General features: G+C 65.9%; 17 protein-coding genes and 1 pseudogene. 3 read left to right on the top strand and 15 right to left on the bottom strand.

The features are described from left to right. Positions 1–86: 86 nt before the first annotated feature. The 15 genes and pseudogenes from dnaK to AC1DXX_RS15410 all read right to left on the bottom strand — a co-directional run bounded on the left by dnaK (position 87) and on the right by AC1DXX_RS15410 (position 15485). Complete coding sequence (gene dnaK / locus AC1DXX_RS15480) at positions 87–2024, bottom strand: molecular chaperone DnaK (protein ID WP_478135083.1); 1938 nt, start codon at positions 2022–2024, stop codon at positions 87–89. A 116-nt stretch (positions 2025–2140) separates the two neighbouring features. Beyond that, positions 2141–2713, bottom strand: a complete 573-nt coding sequence (gene grpE / locus AC1DXX_RS15475; protein WP_478135082.1) for a nucleotide exchange factor GrpE — start codon at positions 2711–2713, stop codon at positions 2141–2143. A gap of 225 nt (positions 2714–2938) precedes the next feature. Further along, positions 2939–3289, bottom strand: coding sequence for an FKBP-type peptidyl-prolyl cis-trans isomerase (locus AC1DXX_RS15470; protein ID WP_013540334.1), 351 nt, complete (start codon positions 3287–3289; stop codon positions 2939–2941). A 220-nt stretch (positions 3290–3509) separates the two neighbouring features. Then, positions 3510–3812: pseudogene (locus AC1DXX_RS15465) on the bottom strand (winged helix-turn-helix transcriptional regulator); the annotation flags it as partial. 179 nt (positions 3813–3991) lie between these two features. Further along, positions 3992–4843, bottom strand: a complete 852-nt coding sequence (gene asd, locus AC1DXX_RS15460) for an archaetidylserine decarboxylase (protein WP_478135087.1) — start codon at positions 4841–4843, stop codon at positions 3992–3994. 483 nt (positions 4844–5326) lie between these two features. Next, the gene (locus tag AC1DXX_RS15455) at positions 5327–6319 is read right to left on the bottom strand and encodes a Bug family tripartite tricarboxylate transporter substrate binding protein (RefSeq protein ID WP_478135081.1); all 993 of its coding nucleotides are present in this window, start codon (positions 6317–6319) and stop codon (positions 5327–5329) included. 49 nt (positions 6320–6368) lie between these two features. Further along, the gene (locus AC1DXX_RS15450; protein ID WP_478135080.1) at positions 6369–7442 is read right to left on the bottom strand and encodes a lactonase family protein; all 1074 of its coding nucleotides are present in this window, start codon (positions 7440–7442) and stop codon (positions 6369–6371) included. 2 nt (positions 7443–7444) lie between these two features. Next, on the bottom strand, positions 7445–8425 hold the full coding sequence (locus AC1DXX_RS15445) for a Bug family tripartite tricarboxylate transporter substrate binding protein (protein ID WP_478135079.1): 981 nt from the start codon (positions 8423–8425) through the stop codon (positions 7445–7447). Positions 8426–8493: 68 nt separating this feature from the next. Then, the gene (locus AC1DXX_RS15440; protein WP_478135078.1) at positions 8494–9255 is read right to left on the bottom strand and encodes an SDR family NAD(P)-dependent oxidoreductase; all 762 of its coding nucleotides are present in this window, start codon (positions 9253–9255) and stop codon (positions 8494–8496) included. An 18-nt stretch (positions 9256–9273) separates the two neighbouring features. Then, positions 9274–10860: a galactarate dehydratase gene (gene garD / locus AC1DXX_RS15435; RefSeq protein WP_478135077.1), complete on the bottom strand. Its 1587-nt coding sequence runs from the start codon at positions 10858–10860 to the stop codon at positions 9274–9276. Between the two features lie 22 nt (positions 10861–10882). Next, on the bottom strand, positions 10883–12178 hold the full coding sequence (locus AC1DXX_RS15430; protein ID WP_478135076.1) for a TRAP transporter large permease: 1296 nt from the start codon (positions 12176–12178) through the stop codon (positions 10883–10885). A gap of 8 nt (positions 12179–12186) precedes the next feature. Next, the gene (locus AC1DXX_RS15425; RefSeq protein ID WP_478135075.1) at positions 12187–12675 is read right to left on the bottom strand and encodes a TRAP transporter small permease; all 489 of its coding nucleotides are present in this window, start codon (positions 12673–12675) and stop codon (positions 12187–12189) included. Positions 12676–12739: 64 nt separating this feature from the next. After that, a complete protein-coding gene (locus AC1DXX_RS15420; RefSeq protein ID WP_478135074.1) occupies positions 12740–13717 on the bottom strand; it encodes a TRAP transporter substrate-binding protein in 978 nt (325 codons plus the stop codon). Between the two features lie 54 nt (positions 13718–13771). Then, positions 13772–14662, bottom strand: a complete 891-nt coding sequence (locus AC1DXX_RS15415; protein WP_478135073.1) for an SMP-30/gluconolactonase/LRE family protein — start codon at positions 14660–14662, stop codon at positions 13772–13774. Beyond that, positions 14652–15485, bottom strand: coding sequence for an NAD-dependent epimerase/dehydratase family protein (locus AC1DXX_RS15410; protein WP_478135072.1), 834 nt, complete (start codon positions 15483–15485; stop codon positions 14652–14654). The genes AC1DXX_RS15415 and AC1DXX_RS15410 overlap by 11 nt, the downstream gene beginning before the upstream one ends. Before the next feature lie 171 nt (positions 15486–15656). On the opposite strand from AC1DXX_RS15410, the gene AC1DXX_RS15405 reads away from it, so the two are divergent. The 3 genes from AC1DXX_RS15405 to kdgD all read left to right on the top strand — a co-directional run bounded on the left by AC1DXX_RS15405 (position 15657) and on the right by kdgD (position 18572). Continuing rightward, positions 15657–16502 carry a FadR/GntR family transcriptional regulator gene (locus AC1DXX_RS15405; RefSeq protein WP_478135071.1) on the top strand — a complete coding sequence of 282 codons (846 nt, stop codon included), beginning with the start codon at positions 15657–15659 and terminating at the stop codon, positions 16500–16502. A gap of 113 nt (positions 16503–16615) precedes the next feature. Continuing rightward, entirely contained in the window at positions 16616–17605 is a 990-nt protein-coding gene (locus AC1DXX_RS15400; protein ID WP_478135070.1) for a Bug family tripartite tricarboxylate transporter substrate binding protein, read from the top strand. Between the two features lie 55 nt (positions 17606–17660). Further along, a complete protein-coding gene (kdgD, locus tag AC1DXX_RS15395; RefSeq protein ID WP_478135069.1) occupies positions 17661–18572 on the top strand; it encodes a 5-dehydro-4-deoxyglucarate dehydratase in 912 nt (303 codons plus the stop codon). Positions 18573–18618 lie beyond the last annotated feature (46 nt).

The following is an 18618-nucleotide window of genomic DNA, read 5'->3' as shown; positions in this document are numbered from 1 at the left end:
GGAGACAGCGGTAACTCGGGTAACTTGAAGCGAGAAAGGCTGGAGCACCCCGTGGGGTGATCCAGCCTTGGTCAAGGGGCTGTGGATCAGCCTTTCTTGACTTCCTTGACTTCGGCGTCGACCACGTTGTCGTCGGCCTGCGCGCTTGCAGCAGCTTCCGCGCCAGCCGGGCCTCCGGCGGCCGCGGCGCCTGCCGCAGCCTGCGATTCGGCATACATCTTTTCGCCGAGCTTCTGGCTTGCCGTCATCAGCGTGTTGGTCTTTTCCTCGATCACGGTCTTGTCTTCGCCCTTGAGGGCTTCTTCCAGGTCCTTGATCGCGGTTTCGATCGCTTCCTTCTCGGGGGCTTCGAGGCTCGCACCATGTTCGCCCAGCGACTTCTTCACGCTGTGCACCATGGCTTCGCCCTGGTTGCGGGCCTGCACGATCTCGAGCTTCTTCTTGTCGTCGGCCGCGTTGATCTCGGCATCCTTCACCATCTTCTGGATCTCGTCTTCGCTCAAGCCCGAGTTCGCCTTGATGGTGATCTTGTTTTCCTTGCCGGTGCCCTTGTCCTTGGCGCCGACGTGCAGGATGCCGTTGGCGTCGATGTCGAAGCTCACCTCGATCTGCGGCGTGCCGCGCGATGCCGGCGGAATGCCTTCGAGGTTGAACTCGCCGAGCAGCTTGTTGCCCGAGGCGATGTCGCGTTCGCCCTGGAACACCTTGATCGTCACGGCAGGCTGGTTGTCCTCGGCGGTCGAGAAGGTCTGCGCGAACTTGGTCGGGATCGTGGTGTTCTTCGAGATCATCTTGGTCATGACGCCACCCATGGTCTCGATGCCGAGCGACAGCGGAGTCACGTCGAGCAGCAGCACGTCCTTGCGGTCGCCCGAGAGCACCTGGCCCTGGATGGCGGCGCCGACAGCCACGGCTTCGTCGGGGTTCACGTCCTTGCGCGGTTCCTTGCCGAAGAAGGCCTTCACCTTTTCCTGCACCTTGGGCATGCGGGTCATGCCGCCGACCAGGATCACGTCGTTGATGTCGGACACGCTGATGCCGGCGTCCTTGATGGCCAGGCGGCAGGGCGCGATGGTGCGCTCGACCAGCTCGTCGACCAGGCTTTCGAGCTTGGCACGCGTGAGCTTGATGTTCAGGTGCTTCGGACCCGAGGCGTCGGCCGTGATGTAGGGCAGGTTGATGTCGGTCTGCGCGCTGTTCGACAGCTCGATCTTGGCCTTTTCAGCGGCTTCCTTCAGGCGCTGCAGCGCGAGCACGTCCTTGCTCAGGTCGACGCCTTGCTCTTTCTTGAACTCGGCAATGATGTAGTCGATGATGCGCTGGTCGAAGTCTTCGCCGCCCAGGAAGGTGTCGCCATTGGTCGACAGCACTTCGAACTGCTTCTCGCCGTCGACGTCCGCGATCTCGATGATCGAGATGTCGAAGGTACCGCCGCCGAGGTCATACACGGCGATCTTGCGGTCGGCCTTGTCCTGCTTGTCGAGGCCGAAGGCCAGGGCTGCAGCGGTGGGTTCGTTGATGATGCGCTTGACGTCGAGGCCCGCGATGCGGCCGGCGTCCTTGGTGGCCTGGCGCTGCGCGTCGTTGAAGTAGGCCGGCACCGTGATCACGGCTTCGGTGATGGTTTCGCCGAGGTAGTCTTCGGCGGTCTTCTTCATCTTGCGCAGGATGTCGGCGCTGACCTGCTGCGGGGCGATCTTCTTGCCGCGCACTTCGACCCATGCGTCGCCGTTGTCGGCTTTCGCGATGGTGTAGGGCATCAGGTCGATGTCCTTCTGGACTTCCTTTTCCTCGAACTTGCGGCCGATCAGGCGTTTGATCGCGTACAGCGTGTTCCTGGGATTGGTGACGGCCTGGCGCTTGGCCGAGGCACCGACGAGGACTTCACCGTCCTCCTGGTACGCGACGATCGATGGCGTGGTGCGCGCACCTTCCGAGTTCTCGATCACACGCGTGGTGTTGCCTTCCATGATCGACACGCACGAATTGGTGGTGCCGAGGTCGATGCCGATGATCTTTGCCATGTTCTTTACTCCTGAAAGCCTGAAAAATATGTTGTTATGAACTTGTGGATAACCCGGCTCGATTCAAGGGACGGAGCGGGGATTTCCTGTGGGAATCGTGTGCGCTGTGCGATCGGTTACTTCGGCGCGCTGACCGTGACCAGCGCCGGGCGCAGCACGCGCTCGTTGATGGTGTAGCCCTTCTGGAGCACGTTCACCACGGTGTTGGGTTCCTGGTCGGCGGGCACGACCGAGATGGCCTGGTGCTGGTGCGGGTCGAACCTGGTGCCGGGGGCGGGGGCCACTTCGATCACCTTGTTGCGTTCGAGCGCGCTCTTGAGCTGGCGCAGCGTGGCTTCGGCGCCTTCGCGGATCTGCTCGGGCGTGGCGTCCTTGATCGCCAGGCCGGCTTCGAGGCTGTCGGTCACCGGCAGCAGGCTCTCGGCAAAGGCCTCGACCGCGAATTTGCGGGCCTTGGTAATTTCTTCGTCGGCGCGGCGGCGGGCGTTTTGAACGTCGGCCTGGGCGCGCAGGTACTGATCGGCCAATTCGGTATTCCGGGTCTGCAAGGCAGCGAGTTCGCCTTGGGCCACGGCCAGGGCGTCCAGCGCCTCGGCTTCATTGGCGGCTTGTGCAGCCTCCAGTTCTTCGGGGCTGGGCTCGCCTTGCAGCATTTGCGAATTCTGTGCGGATTGTTGCGGGTCAGACATTTTCAAAGAACCGGCGGGAGCCGGGAAACAAACGATAGCCAGCCAGTTGGGGCTGGCCTAGGGCATTTCAAGCGAAAAAATGTGGCGAAAAAAGGGCCGCTACACAGGGTTTTGAGGGTGTTCCCTCGCGAAACACCGCGGAACCGGCTTCGCCGGGCCGCAGGTGTTGCCCCCGGCAGAGGGTTGGCGGCCACACGAAGTGGGCAGCCTGGGGGCGAGCCTAAATCAGTGTGCGTCCAGGAGTTCGACGTCGAATTTCAGGGTGGCGTTCGGGGGAATCACGCCGCCGGCGCCGCGGGCGCCATAGCCCAGCGATGCGGGGATGATCAGCGTGCGCTTGCCGCCGATCTTCATGCCGGCCACGCCTTCGTCCCAGCCCTTGATGACCTGGCCGGCGCCCAGCGAGAACGCGAACGGGTCGTTGCGGTCGCGGCTCGAATCGAACTTGGCGCCTTGCACGCCGTCGTTGTAGAGCCAGCCGGTGTAGTGCACGTGCACGTGCTGGCCAGCCTTGGCTTCGGCGCCGGTGCCGACTTCGGTGTCTTCGTATTGCAGGCCGGAGGGGGTGGTAGGCATGGGAAACGCTCCTTGCGTCGATGGAATGGTGAATTGGATCGAAGGCGCGGAGTTTACCGATGCCGGGCCGGCGGCCCGCTCAGCTCGTCGAGTCGGAGGGCGCAGCGGGGGGCGGTGGAGGAGGGGGAGGAGGGGGAGGAGGGGGAGAAGAGGGGGGAGGGGACGGAACGACAGGTGCGGCCGGTGCCGCAACCGGTGCGGGCGCCACGGGGGCGGCGGCCTTCTTGATCTGGCCCAGCTGCCATTTGCCGGCGAAGGCCTGCAGGTCGGAGAGGCGCTTGAGCAGGTCCTGCCCGCTGAGGGTGAGGCAATACCCGTCGCTGCCGTGGCTGACGATGCCGGCCTCGCGCAGTTCCTTGATGCGGGTGTTGAGCGTATTGGGAGTGATGCCGCCGACGCTGTCCTGCAGCAGGCGGAAGGTCTGGGCATGACCGTCGCGCAGGGCCCAGAGCACACGCAGCGCATAGCGGGCCTCGAGCAGTGCGAGCAACTGGCTGACGGCTGCGTTTTCCTTGGTACTCATCGACATCATCTCCTCGAAGCTGGGCGGGCCATGGACCTGGAACAGGCCGATGCCTCGCATTCTTGTTTGTGATTGGTTATGGACCGTCTGGCTGGCCGACGACTATAGCGCAAAGGATGAGAATGCTACTAGTTTTATAGCTGTGAGGGTATGCTGCATGCGGGTTGTGAGACAAAGCCTCACAAATTCGCGAAATTGGCCATGGCTTCGCCCAGACGGATCGCGCGGGTGGGCGACCAATCGGGATTGAAAGCCAGCGCAGGCGCCGGGAACAGCATGACGACGGTGGACCCGAGCAAGAAACGGCCCATCTCGTCGCCCTTGCGGATGTCGATCTGCTGGTCGTCGTAGTGCCATTCGCGCAGCTCGCCGACGCGCGGCGGATTGACGACGCCGTGCCACACGGTGGCCATGCTGCCGACGATGGTGGCGCCCACGAGCACCAGCACGAAGGGGCCGCGCGCGGACTCGAAGACGCAGACCACGCGCTCGTTGCGCGCGAAGAGGCCGGGCACGCCGCGCGCGGTGGTCGGGTTGACCGAGAACAGGTCGCCGGGCACATGGATCATGCGCACCAGGCGGCCGTCGCAGGGCATGTGGATGCGGTGGTAGTCCTTGGGGCTCAGGTAGAGCGTGGCGAAGCTTCCGTCCGCGAATTTCGCGGCCAGCGCGGCGTCGCCGCCGACCAGTGCGGTGGTGGTGTAGTTGTGGCCCTTGGCCTGGAAGATCTGGTCGCCTTCGATGGCGCCGAACTGGCTGATGGCGCCRTCCACGGGGCAGACCAGGTCGGCCTGCGCGAGTGGGCGCATGCCGGGCTTGAGGGCACGCGTGAAGAACTGGTTGAAGCTCTTGTAGTGGTGGATGTCGGACTCGAGGGCCTCGCCCATGTCGACGCCGTACTTGGCGACGAAGCGGCGAATGATCCACGTCGTGACGGCACCGCGTTCCTTCCCCGCAACCCAGCCGGCGAAATTGGTCAGTGCCTGCTTGGGGAACAGGTATTGGGGCAGAACTGCTGAGCGGTCGGACACGTTGGGGGAAGCCTCGAATGCGGATTGGAGGGGCATTCTATAAAGCGGTTTCCTCGGGGGGCGTAGGAGGCTTCCCTCGGGTCTTGGCTCCTGAAACGGAAGCCTTGCTTTTCTGTTCGCCGCGTTGTCGTGTTTGGGGTGCCGTTGTTCGGGGCGCGATCACGCCGACGGTGTGCTCTGCTCCGCGAATGTCCCCCGGCGCGGCCTAGGGCCGCAGGCCTCCTCCTTTATTTCGCTGCGCAGAGTACACCGCCAGCGTGATCGTTCAGAGCCGTGGTTGATCGGCCAGCACCAGAGCCGTGCCCATCGTGCGCAGGGCACCGGGTGCTCCCCGCAGCGAAATAAAGGAGGAGGGGGCGCAGCCCCCGGGGGACATTCGCGGAGGGGAGCACCCGGTGGCCTGTGCACGCGCCCCGAATGCACGCACCCCGAAACAAAAGCCCCCGGGTATGCCGCGCAACGTTGACGCCGCCCCCGCGACGACTAATCCGCCTTGATCCCGGCAGCCTTGATCACCTGCGCCCACTTCTCCACTTCAGCCTTCTGGAAGGCTGCGACCTGCGCCGTCGAGAGATCCGCCGGCTCCATGCCGAAGCCCTTGAGCTTGTCCTGCATCTCGGGTGTCGCGAGGATCTTGCGAATCTCGGTGTGCAGACGATCGACCACAGGCGCCGGTGTTCCCGCGGGCACGAAGATCGCCTGCCACGACACCACCTCGAAATCCTTCAACCCCTGCAGGCCCGACTCGGCCACCGTCGGCACATCGGGCATCGAGGCCAGGCGCTTGGCCGAGGTCACGGCGATGGCGCGCAGCTTGCCGCTCTGGATGTGCGGGCCCGCGACCACCGTGGTGTCGAACATCATGTCGACCTGGCCGCCGATCACGTCCTGGATGGCCGGGCCGCTGCCCTTGTAGGGAATGTGCGTGAACTTCACGCCCGACTTGAATGCCAGCAGTTCCAGCGCCAGGTGCTGCGATGTGCCCGTGCCCGCCGAGGCCGACGAGAGGCCGCCCGACTTCGTCTTGCTCGCTTCGAGCACGTCCTTCAATGTCTTGTACGGGCTGGCCTGGTTCACCACCAGCACCACCGGATTGGTGCCGATCAGCGTCACCGGGGCGAACGACTTCTGCGGGTCGTAGCCGAGCTTGGGGTACAGGCTCACGTTGATTGCGTGCGAGCTGATCGTGCCGCCCACCAGCGTGAAGCCGTCCGGCGCTGCGCGTGCGCCGATCTCGGAGCCGACGCTGCCACCCGCGCCGCCCTTGTTGTCGACGATCACGCTCGTGCCCAGCACGGTGCCGAGCTTCTGCCCGATCAGCCGGCCCAGCACGTCGGTGGTGCCGCCTGCGGGAAAGGGCACGAGGTAGGTGATGGCCTTGCCCGTCGGCCAGTTGTTGCTGCTTTGCGCGAACACGGGCAGGGCCGTGGCGAGCGAAGAGGCGAGGGCGGTTCGAATCAGTGTGCGGCGTTGCATGTGCGTTGTCTCCAGTAGCTATGTTGAATGTCCGATGGACTTCGGCCGGTCAGGGCATGTCCACGATCTCGATCCAGTTCGGGTTCTTGCCCACGGCCAGGCGCTCGGGCTTGCCGAGTGCGCCCGTCGCGGCATCGATGGCGTAGAGCGAAATGCTGTGCGACTCCTGCCCCGCGGCGATCAGGTAGCGACCGCTCGGGTCGATCGCGAAGYCGCGCGGGACCTTCTCGGTCGGGGTCTGGCCGAGCGGCTGCAGTTGCCCGGTTGCGGCATCGACCTTGAATGCCGACAGCGTGCTCGACGTGCGTTCCGACGCGTACAGATAGCGCCCGTCGGGCGTCAGGTGCAGGTCGGCGGCCCAGGGCTTGCCGCTGAAGCCGGCGGGCAGCGTGGTCGTGCTCTGCACCAGCTTCAGCGTGCCGCGTGCGGCATCCCACGCGAACACATGCAGTGCCGCATCCAGCTCGTCCAGCAGGTAGACATGGCGCTGCGCCTTGTCCCAGGCGAAGTGGCGCGGCCCCGCTTTTGCGGCCGTGGTGGTGAGCGGCGGATCGTTCGGCGACAGCAAGCCCTTCTCGGCATCGAAGCGCCAGCTCGATACGTTGTCGCCGCCCAGGCTGGTTGCGAGCACGAAGCGGTTGCTTGCATCCGCATGGATCGCATGCGCGTTGGGCGCGGTCTGGACCAGTTGGTGGACCGCACCTGCCGCGCCGTCCTTGCCGATCGCATTGACCGTGATCTTGTTGCCCCCGTACGAAGCGGCGAAGAGCCACTTGCCACTCGCGTCGAGGTCGATGTTGGCCATGCTGTCGGCCAGCGGCGCCTCGCCGAGCTTCTGCAGCTTGCCGGTGGCGGCGTCGATCGAGAGGCTGGCCACGCGGAACGGCTGCGAGCGCAGCGCGGCATACAGCACGCGCTTGTCGTGGCTCACCGCCATCGGCATCACCGTGCCGCCGACGTTGAGCGTCTGCACCGGCGTCAGCGAGCCCTTGTCGCGGTCCAGCGCGAGCACCGAGATTTCCTGGCTGTCGGCGTTCGACACGTAGACCCAGGTCGCGGCCGACGCGTGAGCGGCGGCCATCGACAGCAACAACACAAATCCGGCGCGGAGTGAGCGATGCATGGTCATGGCTTGATGTTCAGCTTGGTGATCAACGCCTTGAAATACGCGTTGTCCTTGGCCAGCGTTTCCTTGAACGCCGCGCCGTCGGTGTAGACGTAGCCCAGGTTCTGCTTGTCCATCACTTCATGCATCAGCGGCTCGGCCGCGGTCTTGGCCGTGATCTCGCGCAGCTTCGCCATCACTTCGGGTGGCGTGTTCTTCGGCGCGCCGAGGCCGCGCCAGGTGCCGATCGACAGGTCGATGCCGCGCTCCTTGGCGGTGGGAACTTTCTCGAAGCCCTTCACGCGCTTGTCGGCCATCACCATCAGCACCTTGAGCTTGCCGCCCTGCACATGCGTCGTCACCTCGGCCGGGCTCACCGCCACCGCCTCGATGTGGCCGCCCAGCAGCGCCAGCACCGCGGGCGCCGCACCCTGGAACGGGATGTGGCCGAACCGGGTGCCGGTCTTGTCTTCCAGCGCTGCGGCCGCGAGGTGCCAGATCGAGCCGTTGCCCGAGTTGCCCACGCGGATGCTCTCGGGCGACTTCTTCGCTGCGGCGAGGAATTCCTCGATGGTGTTCCACGGCGCATCGGCCTTGACGGTGATCGCGGCCGGATCGGCATTGAGTTGGGCAATCGGCTGGAAGTCGTCGTAGTTGAACTTGGCCAGGCCCAGGTGCGGCAGCGTGAGCAGTTCGACCGTGAGCACCGCGAGCTTGTAGCCGTCGGGCTTGGCGTTGATCACCTCGGTCCAGCCGATGGCGCCGCCGGCGCCGGGGCGGTTGACGATCACGATGCTCTGCGCGATGTGCTTGCGGCTCGCTTCGGAAAAAGCGCGTGCCAGGCCGTCGGTGCCGCCGCCGGGCTGGTAGGGCACCAGCAGCTCGATCGTGCGGTTCGGAAAGTCGTTGGCCTGCGCCGCGGCTGTTGCGGCCAGTCCGAGCGAGAGCGTCGCCGTGGCCGAGAGGGCGGCGAGGCCGCGAAGGAATCTGCTTCTTCTCATGATGTCGTTGTCTCCGTTGTTGATCTGATCCTGCACGCCTCGAAAGACGTCCTCGTGTTCCTCGCGCGTCAGGGCATGTACTGCCCGCCGTTCACTTCAATCACCTGCCCGGTGACATAGCCCGAGAGCTGCTCCGAGGCGAGGTAGAGAAAGGCGCCGACGCATTCCTCGGGCTCGCCGATGCGGCCCATTGGAATGCTCGCCCTGAAGTTCTCCAGCATCGCGGGCGTCGAGAAGCGGTCCTGGAAGGGCGTCTGGATCACGCCCGGCGCCACCGCGTTGACGCGGATGCGGTCGCCCACGAGTTCCTTCGCCAGCCCGTGCGTCGCGGTGCTCACGAAGCCCTTCGAGCCCGCGTACAGGTACGCGGCCGGCCCGCCGCCGGTGCGTGCCGCGACCGAGGTCACGTTGATGATGTTGCCGCCGCCCTGGGTGCGCATGAGCGGAACCACCTCGCGGCAGAACGCGAGCACCGAGCGCGCGTTGATGTGCATCACTTCGTCGAACAGCGCATCGTCGAACTCGGCGATGGGCACGCGCTTGACCAGGCTGCCGGCGTTGTTCACCAGCACGTCGATGCGGCCGAACTGCGCCGTGGTCTGCTTCACGCATTCGCGGATCGCGGCGGTGTCGCGCACATCGGCCTGCACCGCGAAGGCCGTGCCGCCCGCCGCGCGGATCGTCGCGACGACCTGGTTCGCCGCATCGGCCGAGCTGTTGTAGTGCACCGCCACGCGCATGCCGCGCGCGGCGAACGCAACGGCCACCGCGGCGCCGATGCCGGTGCTGGCGCCGGTGACCAGCGCGGTCTTGTCCTTGAGGTCTTCCATGGATGTTTCCTTTCGAGGTCAGGTCACGGGCGCGGGGTTGAAGAGCACCAGCGCGTTGTGCAGCTTCCAGTGCTCGGCCCAGGTCTTCTTCCTGCCGCTCGCCACGTCGAGCATCAGCCGGAACAGCTCCCAGCCCACGTCCTCGATGGTGGCGTCGCCGTCGGCGATGCGGCCCGCGTTCACGTCCATCAGGTCGTGCCAGCGGCGCGCGAGATCGCTGCGCGTGGCGACCTTGATCACCGGCACCTCGGCCAGGCCGTAGGGCGTACCGCGGCCGGTGGTGAACACGTGCAGGTTCATGCCGGCGGCCAGCTGCAGCGTGCCGCAGATGAAGTCGCTGGCGGGCGTCGCGGCATAGAGCAAGCCTTTCTGCTTCGCCTTCTCGCCCGGGGCGACCACGCCCGCAATCGGCGCGCTGCCGCTCTTCACGATCGAGCCCATGGCCTTTTCGACGATGTTCGAGAGCCCGCCCTTCTTGTTGCCCGGCGTGGTGTTGGCACTGCGGTCGACGCGGCCGCGATCCAGGTAGGCGTCGTACCAGGCCATTTCGCGGATCATCGCCTCGGCCACCGCGGGGGTGGTCGCGCGCGAGGTGAGCTGGTCGATGCCGTCGCGCACCTCGGTCACCTCCGAGAACATCACGGTGGCGCCGGCGCGCACCAGCAGGTCGGTGCAGAAGCCCACGGCGGGATTCGCGGTGACGCCGGAGAATGCATCGCTGCCGCCGCACTGCACGCCCACCACCAGTTCGCTGGCCGGCACGGTCTCGCGCTTGCGGGCATTCAGCCGCTCGAGGTGTTCCTCGGCCTGCCGCATGATCGAGTCGATCATCGACATGAAGCCGACATGCGCGTCGTCCTGCAGGCACACCACGTCGAGTTTTTCATCCGCCGTGGTGCCGACGTCGGCCACATTGCGCTCGTCCACCAGCGGGATGCTGCCCGGCGGCAGCAGGCGCTCGGGCTGCAGCTTCTCGCAGCCCAGGCTGATGACCATCACCTCGCCACCGAAGTTCGGGTTGAGGCTGATGTTGCGCAGTGTGCGGATCGGGATGACGGCATCGGGCGCATCGATCGCCACGCCGCAGCCGTAGCTGTGCGACAGGCCCACCACGTCGTCGACATGGGGGTACTTCGGCAGCAGCTCGGCCTTGATGCGCTGCACCGCGAAATCGACCACGCCCGCCACGCATTGCACGGTCTGCGTGATGGCGAGGATGTTGCGGGTGCCCACCGATCCGTCGAGGTTGCGATAGCCCTCGAAGGTGTAGCCCTCGATCGGTGGCTGCTCGGGCGGCTTGACCGTGGCGATCGGCAGCCCGTCGAGGGCGCGCGCCGCCGGCATCTGCAGCAGGCGCTCGTGCACCCAGCTGCCGCGCGGAAGTGCCTTCAGCGCGTAGCCGATCACCACGTTGTAGCGGACGACGGCGTCGCCCTCGGCCAGGTCGGTCAGCGACACCTTGTGGCCCTGGGGCACGTTGTCCACCAGCGCGAGGCCGTCGGCGAACGTGGCGCCGGCCTTCAGGCCGCCATCGTTCGCGACGATGGCGACGTTGTCCGCCGCGTGCATGCGGATGTAGAGCGGTCGGTTTTCGGAATCGGCCATCGCGGGACCTCTCTCTCGGTTTTTACTTGACTACCATGAACATGCTCGGCAGCCACGTCGAGAAGGCCGGCACGAAGGTGACCACCGCGAGCGCGAAGATCAGCGCGCCGTAGAACGGCCAGATGGTCTTCATCACCGTGCCCACCGACACGCCGCCGATCGCGCAACCGACGAATTGCGTGGTGCCCACCGGCGGCGTGTTGAGGCCGAGCGCGCAGTTGATCAGCATCACGATACCGAACTGCACCGAACTCATGCCGTAGTGTTGGGCAATGGGCAGGAAGATCGGGGTGCACAGCAGGATCGTCGCCGCCATGTCGAGGAAGGTACCCAGCACGAACAGGATGATGTTGATGAGCAGGAAGATCACCCATGGCGTGCTCGTGATCTGCGACAGCATCTGGCCCGTGAGTTCGGCCACGCCGTAGAGGCTGATCAGGTAGCCGAAAGTGCTCGAGATGCCGATCAGCAGCAGGAYCACGCCGGTGGTGCGCACGGCCTTCGAGGCCGCCTTGACGAAGTGCTCCCACTTCAACGTGCGGTAGACGAAGATCGTCAGGGCCAGCGCATAGAGCACCGCCACGGCGGCCGATTCGGTGGCCGTGAAGATGCCCGACAGAATGCCGCCGAGGATCAGCACCACGATGAACAGGCCCGGCAGCGCCGCCGCGAACGAGCGCGCCACGATGGACCAGCCCGGGAAGCTGCCGGCCGGATAGCCGCGCTTCACCGCCACCAGGTAGGCGGCTGCGAGGTTGCTGAGCGTGAGCACCGCCGCCGGCAGCAGTGCCGCCAGGATCAGCGCCGCGATCGACACCTTGCCGCCCGCTGCGAGCRAATAGATGATCAGGTTGTGGCTGGTCGGCATCAGCGCGCCCACCAGTGCCGCGTGGGTCGTCACGTTGACTGCGTAGTCGGCGTGATAGCCCTCTTTTTTCATCATCGGGATCATCACGGCGCCCATGGCCGAGACGTCCGCCACGGGCGAGCCCGAGACACCGCCGAACAGCGTGCAGGCCACCACGTTCGACATGCCGAGGCCGCCGCGCACATGGCCCACGAGATTGCGCGCGAAGTTGACGATGCGGTCCGCGATGCCGCCGTAGAGCATCAGCTCGCCGGCAAAGATGAAGAACGGAATCGCGAGGAACGAGAAGATGCCCATGCCCGAGGTCATCTGCTGGAAGCCCACCTCGAGCGGCAAGCCTTCATAGAGCAGCGTGGCCAGGGCCGAAAGGCCGATGGAGAAAGCGACCGGCACGCCCAGCAGCAGGAAGAGCGTGAACGAGAGGCAAAGAATGAGGAGAGGGATCGTCATGATGCGGTTCAGCCCCAGGCGGGTTCGACTTCGCGGCCTTGGGCGAGCGCGATGATGTGTTCGATGGAGAACATCACGATGAGGACGCCGGCCACCGAGGCGGGCACGTACTTCCAGCCCTCGGAAATCCAGAGCGTGGGCAGCCTGTAGTCCCACACCGATTCGGCGAGCGAGGCGCAGTTCCAGGCCATGGCCAGGCCGAAGGTCAGGATCAGCGCGTGGATCAGGTATTCCATCTTCAGCCGCAGCCAGTCGGGCGCGAGCACGAGGAACGATTCGAGGCCGATGTGGCCCGCGTCGCGCACGCCGACGGCCACGCCGAACATCGTGACGTAGATCACCAGCAGCAGCGCGAGGCTTTCAGCCCAGGTGGGGGTGTTGTTGAGCACATAGCGGCCGAACACCTGCCAGCTCACGGCGCAGATCACCGCGACGAGACCGAAGATGCCCAACCACATGCAGGCACGGGCGAGGGTGCGGCAAAGTTTGGTGTACATAGATTTCTTTGCCCTTCCCCCCGGAGGGGGAAGGAAGGGGAGGAGCCAGGTCGAGGGGGCGGACTTACTTCGTGTCCTGCACGCGCTTGACGAGGTCCTTGAGCTTCGCGTCGGTGATGAACTTGTCGTACACCGGCTTCATCGCGGCCTGGAACGGGGCCTTGTCGACGTCGATGATCTCGGCGCCGCCGGCCTTCACCGTGGCGAGCGACTTGATCTCGCGCTCTTCCCACTGCTTGCGCATGTAGGGCACCGACTCCTTGGCGGCCTGGCGGATCCAGCCTTGTTCCTCGGTCGAGAGCTTGTCCCACGCGCGCTTGGAGAACAGCAGCATTTCGGGCGCCATCGAGTGCTCGGTCTTGCTGTAGTACTTGGCCACTTCGAAGGCGCGTGCGCTTTCATAGGTGGGGTAGTTGTTCTCGGCGGCGTCGATCAGGCCGGTCTTCAGGCCCGTGTAGACCTCGCCCATGGGCATCGGCGTGGCGTTGGCGCCCATGGCTTCGAGCATCGACACCCACAGGTCGGACTGCTGCACGCGGACCTTCAGGCCCTTCATGTCGGCAAAAGTGCGCACCGGCTTCTTGGCCGTGAACATCGAGCGCGCGCCGCTGTCGTAGTAGGCGAGGCCGACGAAGCCCTGCTTCTCGCACGACTTCAGGATCTCTTCGCCGATCGGGCCGTCGAGCACCTTGTGCAGGTGGTCGACCGAACGGAACAGGAAGGGCATGGTCGGCACCTGCGTCTCGGCGCAGATGTTGTTCATCGGTGCGATGTTCACGCGCACCATCTGCAGCGCGCCGATCTTGGTCTGCTCGATGGTGTCCTTCTCGCTGCCGAGGGAGCTGTTGTTGAACACCTTGATGGTGTGCTTGCCGCCCGACAGCGCCTTGAGCCGTTCGCTCATGAACTTGACCGCGGTCACGGTCGGATAGTCGTCGGGATGGATGTCGGCCGAGCGGAACTCGGTGGCGTGTGCAGCCAATGTGGTCAGCGCGGCTGCGGCGCACGCGGAAATTGCGATAAGGGTCTTGGTGAATTTCATTTGTCTCGTCCTCTGCTTGGTGGTTGTCGAAAAAAAAGGGGCTTCAGAAAAAACTCAGATGCCGAACGCCGCCTCCGGAACGCCGGTGACGCCGGGCCGCAGCGCGAACACGCCGCCGGCCAGCGGCTGGTCCGACAGGTCGGTGCCGCCGGGCCGGATGGAGGTGACGAAGAGCGTGTCGAGCGCCGGGCCGCCGAAGGCGCACATCGCCGGCTTCTTGACCGGCACCGCCAGCGAGCGGTCGAGCCGGCCATCGGGCGTGAAGCGGTRCRCCAGGCCCGCGTCGTTGCCGCAGATCCAGTAGCAGCCGTCGGCGTCCATGGCTGCGCCATCGGGACGGCCGGGCAGGGGCTTCATGTCGACGAACAGGCGGCGGTTGCTCGGCGTGCCCGTGTCGGTGTCGTAGTCGAAGGCCCAGACGGCCTGCACGGTGGGATGCGAATCCGAGAGGTACATCGTGCGGCCGTCGGGGCTGAAGGCGAGGCCGTTGGGGACGATGAAATCGTCCAGGCACATGGCAGCGCTGTCGCTGCCTTTGCCGTAGCTGTAGAGGCGACCGACGCGTGCGCCGGCGGCCATGTCGCGCAGCATCGTGCCGGCCCAGAAGCGGCCTTGGCGGTCGCAGCGGCCATCGTTGAAGCGCATGGCCGGCGCTGCGTGCTCGACGTGCGCGAGCGATGTGGCTGCCAGCGTGCCGCCGGCCTGCGGCTGCAGCGAGAACAGGCCGCTTTCCATGCCTGCAATCCATGTGCCCGGCGCATCGGCACGCGGTGCGATGCAGGCGATCATTTCATTCGCATGCCATTGCGCGTGGCCTTCGCTCGCATGCCAGCGGTGCAGCGCGCGCGCCGGGATATCGACCCAATACAGCGCCTGCTCCGCGGCATGCCACACCGGGCTTTCACCGGTGCCGTTGCGTGCGTCGAGAACGAGCTCAGCTGGCATCGCCGAAGGGCCCTTGCGCGGTGAAGGCGCCGCCCTGGTAGATGGCGTTGGGGTCGGTCGGCGCGACCGGCGGCTGTGCCTCGACCTTGTCGCGGAACACCTCGGAGCCGTCCTGCGGCACGAAGCCCAGGTGGGCAGCGGCGCCGTTGTCCCACCACACGTCGCGGTTGTTCGACATGCCGTAGACGATCGTGTGCTTCACGTCCGGCGTGAAGAGCGACTTCTCGATCAGCGTGGTCAGGTCGCGGTAGCTGAGCCAGGTGCTCATCATCCGGCGGTTGAGCGGCTCGGGGAACGACGAGCCGATGCGGATGCTGACCGTCTCGATGCCCCAGCGGTCGAAGTAGAACTGCGCCATGTCCTCGCCGAAGGACTTCGACAGGCCGTAGTAGCCGTCGGGCCGGCGCGCGGCATGCGCGTCGATGTGCTCGGTCTGCTTGTAGAAGCCGATCACATGGTTGGAGCTGGCGAACACCACGCGCTTGACGCCGTGGCGGCGCGCGGCTTCGTAGACGTTGAAGATGCCCTTGATGTTGGCTTCGAGGATTTCCTCGAACGGGCGCTCGACGGACACGCCGCCGAGGTGCACGATCGCGTCGCAGCCGRCCAGCAGGTCATGCACCGCGGCCTTGTCCGAGAGGTCGCAGGGCACCACTTCCTCGCTCGCGTCCGCGGCCGGGGCCAATGCGGCGATGTCGGACAGGCGCAGCACCCTGGCATACGGCTTGAGGCGCTCGCGCAGCACCTTGCCCAGGCCGCCTGCCGCGCCGGTCAGCAGGAGGCGTTCGAGCTTGTTGTTGGAGGCTTGTTGAGGCGTCGGCATTTTTTTCCGGGGTGTGATGAATGGGGTGGCGCGGCGGGGCAGTCACCGGAGGCCGCCGGTACGATGCCGGTGCAGCCAGGTCGTCGAATGCTTCACGCAGCGGCCCTCGGAGCGGTCCAAGTGATGAGTTATCTGTTGTCGTACAACTAATTGAGGATTATTATCGTGGCCATGGTCCAGACGACTGCGGGTAATCCCTTGGTTTCCGATGCGGCGGCAGAAGCCGCGGGTGGCACGTCCTTCGTGGGGCGGCCGCGCCAGCGTGCCCGCGGCCTGGCGCACGGACTGGTGGAAGACCTGGGCGAAAAAATCCGCAGCCAGTCGCTGCGCCCGGGGGACAAGCTTCCCACCGAGTCGGCCATCATGCAGGCCTACGGCGTGAGCCGCACGGTGGTGCGCGAGGCGCTGTCGAAGCTGCAGGCCGGCGGGCTGGTCGAGACGCTGCACGGCGTGGGCACCTTCGTGCTGCAGCCGCGGCCGGGCGGCGTGTTCCGCCTCGACCCCGGCGAGATCGCCGCCTCGGTCGATGTGCTGGCCGTGCTGGAGCTGCGCATCAGCCTCGAGACGGAATCGGCCGGGCTGGCGGCGAGCCGCCGCACCGACGAGCAGCTGGTGGCGATGCGCCAGGCGCTCGACGACTTCGAGCACAACGTGGCGACCGCCGGCGACACCGTGGCGCCCGATTTCCGCTTTCACCTGCAGATCGCGCAGTCGACCGGCAACCCGTATTTCGCCGACATCATGCGGCACCTGGGCACCACGATCATTCCGCGCACGCGCATCAGCGCCATCCGCATCCAGGACGGCGGCGCGTACCTGAGCCGCGTCAATCGCGAGCACGAAGAGATCTATGCGGCGATCGCGCGCAAGGATCCCGAGTCGGCGCGCGCCGCCATGCGCATCCACCTGACCAACAGCCGCGAGCGCCTGCGCATGGCGCAGGAGGCCGCGCAGCAGCAGAAGGCAAAAGCCGAGGCGGCGGGCGCCGCTTCGCCCGACAAGCCCCCTTCGCGCTGATTTTTTTTGCATTCAACGCTCGACAAGCTGTTTTTCTAGTTGTACGATGACTGATCACTCGCTCGGACACCCGGGCGAAGCCATGGGGCACATCGAATAACTGGAGGCATCACATGACCATCAATCGACGCGGCGCACTCGGCGCCGCCCTGGCCACGACCTTGGCCGCCAGCTTGCCGGTGCGCGCATTCGCGCAAGGCAGCGGCGGAAATTGGCCGTCCAAGCCGATCAAGCTCATCGTTCCGTACCCGCCGGGCGGGTCGTCCGACATCATTGCGCGCTCCATCAGCCAGCCGCTGTCGGATGCGTTGGGCCAGCCGGTGGTGATCGAGAACCGCGCGGGTGCCAACGGCAACCTCGGCGCCGACATGCTGGCCAAGGCCCCGGCCGACGGCCACACCGTGATGCTGTGCGACCTCGGCGCGCTGGCCATCAGCCCGTCRCTGTACCCCAAGCTGCCGTTCGATCCCTCGAAGGACCTGCGCAGCGTGGCCATGCTGGCGTATTCGCCGCACCTGCTGGTGGTGCACCCCTCGGTGCAGGCCAGCACGCTGAAGGAGCTCGTCGAACTCTCGAAGAAGAGCGATCTCAACTTCGCCGTCACCGCCAGCGGCAGCACCGCCCACCTCGCGGGCGTCGAGCTGCAGCGCAAGAGCGGCGCCAAGTGGGAATACGTGCCCTACAAGGGCGGCGTGCAGGCCGTGCTCGACACCGTGTCGGGTCAGACGCAGGTGCTGATGAACGGCATGCTCGCCACCTATCCGCATGTCCAGAGCGGCAAGCTCAAGCTGATTGCAGTGTCCAAGCCGACGCGCATGCCGCTGATCGGCAACGTGCCGACCATCGCGGAGCAGGGTGTGCCCGGCTACGAGTCGGGCACATGGCAGGGCGTGGTCGCGGCGCGTGGCACGCCCGATGCGGTGATTGCCCGCCTCAACAAGGAGCTGGTCCGCATCATCCGCACGCCCGACATCCGCRCCCGCCTCGCGGGGCAGGGCGCCGAGGTCGTGACCATGACCGCGCCCGAGCAGGACCAGTTCTTCGCGAAAGAACGTGCGCGCTGGGCTCAGGTGATCAAAGAGGCCAGCGTCAAGCTCGACTGACCGGCCACCACCCCTTTTCTTTTTCCTCATCCAAATCTTCACTGGACTTTTCCCGATGAACCCGCAAGAACTCAAGACCATCATGGGCTCCGGCCTGYTCTCGTTCCCGTTGACCGACTTCGACAGCAACGGCGACTTCAACAAGAAGGGCTACGTCGAGCGTCTCGAGTGGCTCGCCCCCTACGGCGCGAGCGCGCTGTTCGCCGCAGGCGGCACCGGCGAGTTCTTCTCGCTGACCGGCGACGAGTACCCCGGCATCATCCAGGCCGCGGTCGACACCTGCCGCGGCGTGGTGCCGATCATTGCCGGCGCCGGCGGCCCGACGCGCTTTGCGATCCAGTGCGCACAAGCCGCCGAGAAGGCCGGCGCGCACGGCATCCTGCTGCTGCCGCACTACCTCACCGAAGCCGGCCAGGAAGGCCTGGCCGCGCACGTCGAGGCCGTGTGCAAGAGCGTGAAGTTCGGCGTGATCGTCTACAACCGCGCGTCCAGCCGCCTCAAGCCCGACACGCTGGCCGGCCTGGCCGAGCGCAACCCGAACCTCGTCGGCTTCAAGGACGGCGTGGGCGACATCGAGGCGATGGTCGCGATCTACCAGAAGATGGGCGACCGATTCGCCTACCTGGGCGGCCTGCCCACGGCGGAAGTCTATGCAGCGGCCTACAAGGCCATGGGCACGCCGGTGTATTCGTCGGCGGTCTTCAACTTCATCCCGAAGACGGCGATGGACTTCTACCACGCGGTCGCGGCCGACGACCTGCCGACGCAGCACCGCCTGCTGAAGAACTTCTTCATGCCCTACCTCGAGCTGCGCAACCGCACGCCGGGCTACGCGGTGAGCATCGTGAAGGCGGGCGCCAAGATCGTCGGCCACGACGCAGGCCCGGTGCGCGCGCCGCTCACCGACCTCAAGCCGGCCGAGATGGAAGAGCTGAAGGCGTTGATCGCCACCCTCGGCCCGCAGTAAGCGGACCGGCTTTGCAGTCGGCAGCACAAGACACAACAACAGGAGA

This window comes from Variovorax sp. P4_B10, assembly GCF_056402375.1.
Note: the sequence above shows the minus strand (reverse complement) of the source record. Positions and strands in the feature narration are given on the sequence as shown.

Bases quoted from the DNA above. Each gene is read 5' to 3' on its own strand.
- AC1DXX_RS15405 (WP_478135071.1), top strand. From the start codon at position 15,657: ATGGTCCAGACGACTGCGGGTAATCCCTTGGTTTCCGATGCGGCGGCA.
- AC1DXX_RS15440 (WP_478135078.1), bottom strand. From the start codon at position 9,255: ATGGAAGACCTCAAGGACAAGACCGCGCTGGTCACCGGCGCCAGCACC.
- dnaK (WP_478135083.1), bottom strand. From the start codon at position 2,024: ATGGCAAAGATCATCGGCATCGACCTCGGCACCACCAATTCGTGCGTG.
- AC1DXX_RS15445 (WP_478135079.1), bottom strand. From the start codon at position 8,425: ATGAGAAGAAGCAGATTCCTTCGCGGCCTCGCCGCCCTCTCGGCCACG.
- garD (WP_478135077.1), bottom strand. From the start codon at position 10,860: ATGGCCGATTCCGAAAACCGACCGCTCTACATCCGCATGCACGCGGCG.
- AC1DXX_RS15425 (WP_478135075.1), bottom strand. From the start codon at position 12,675: ATGTACACCAAACTTTGCCGCACCCTCGCCCGTGCCTGCATGTGGTTG.
- AC1DXX_RS15420 (WP_478135074.1), bottom strand. From the start codon at position 13,717: ATGAAATTCACCAAGACCCTTATCGCAATTTCCGCGTGCGCCGCAGCC.
- AC1DXX_RS15455 (WP_478135081.1), bottom strand. From the start codon at position 6,319: ATGCAACGCCGCACACTGATTCGAACCGCCCTCGCCTCTTCGCTCGCC.
- grpE (WP_478135082.1), bottom strand. From the start codon at position 2,713: ATGTCTGACCCGCAACAATCCGCACAGAATTCGCAAATGCTGCAAGGC.
- AC1DXX_RS15470 (WP_013540334.1), bottom strand. From the start codon at position 3,289: ATGCCTACCACCCCCTCCGGCCTGCAATACGAAGACACCGAAGTCGGC.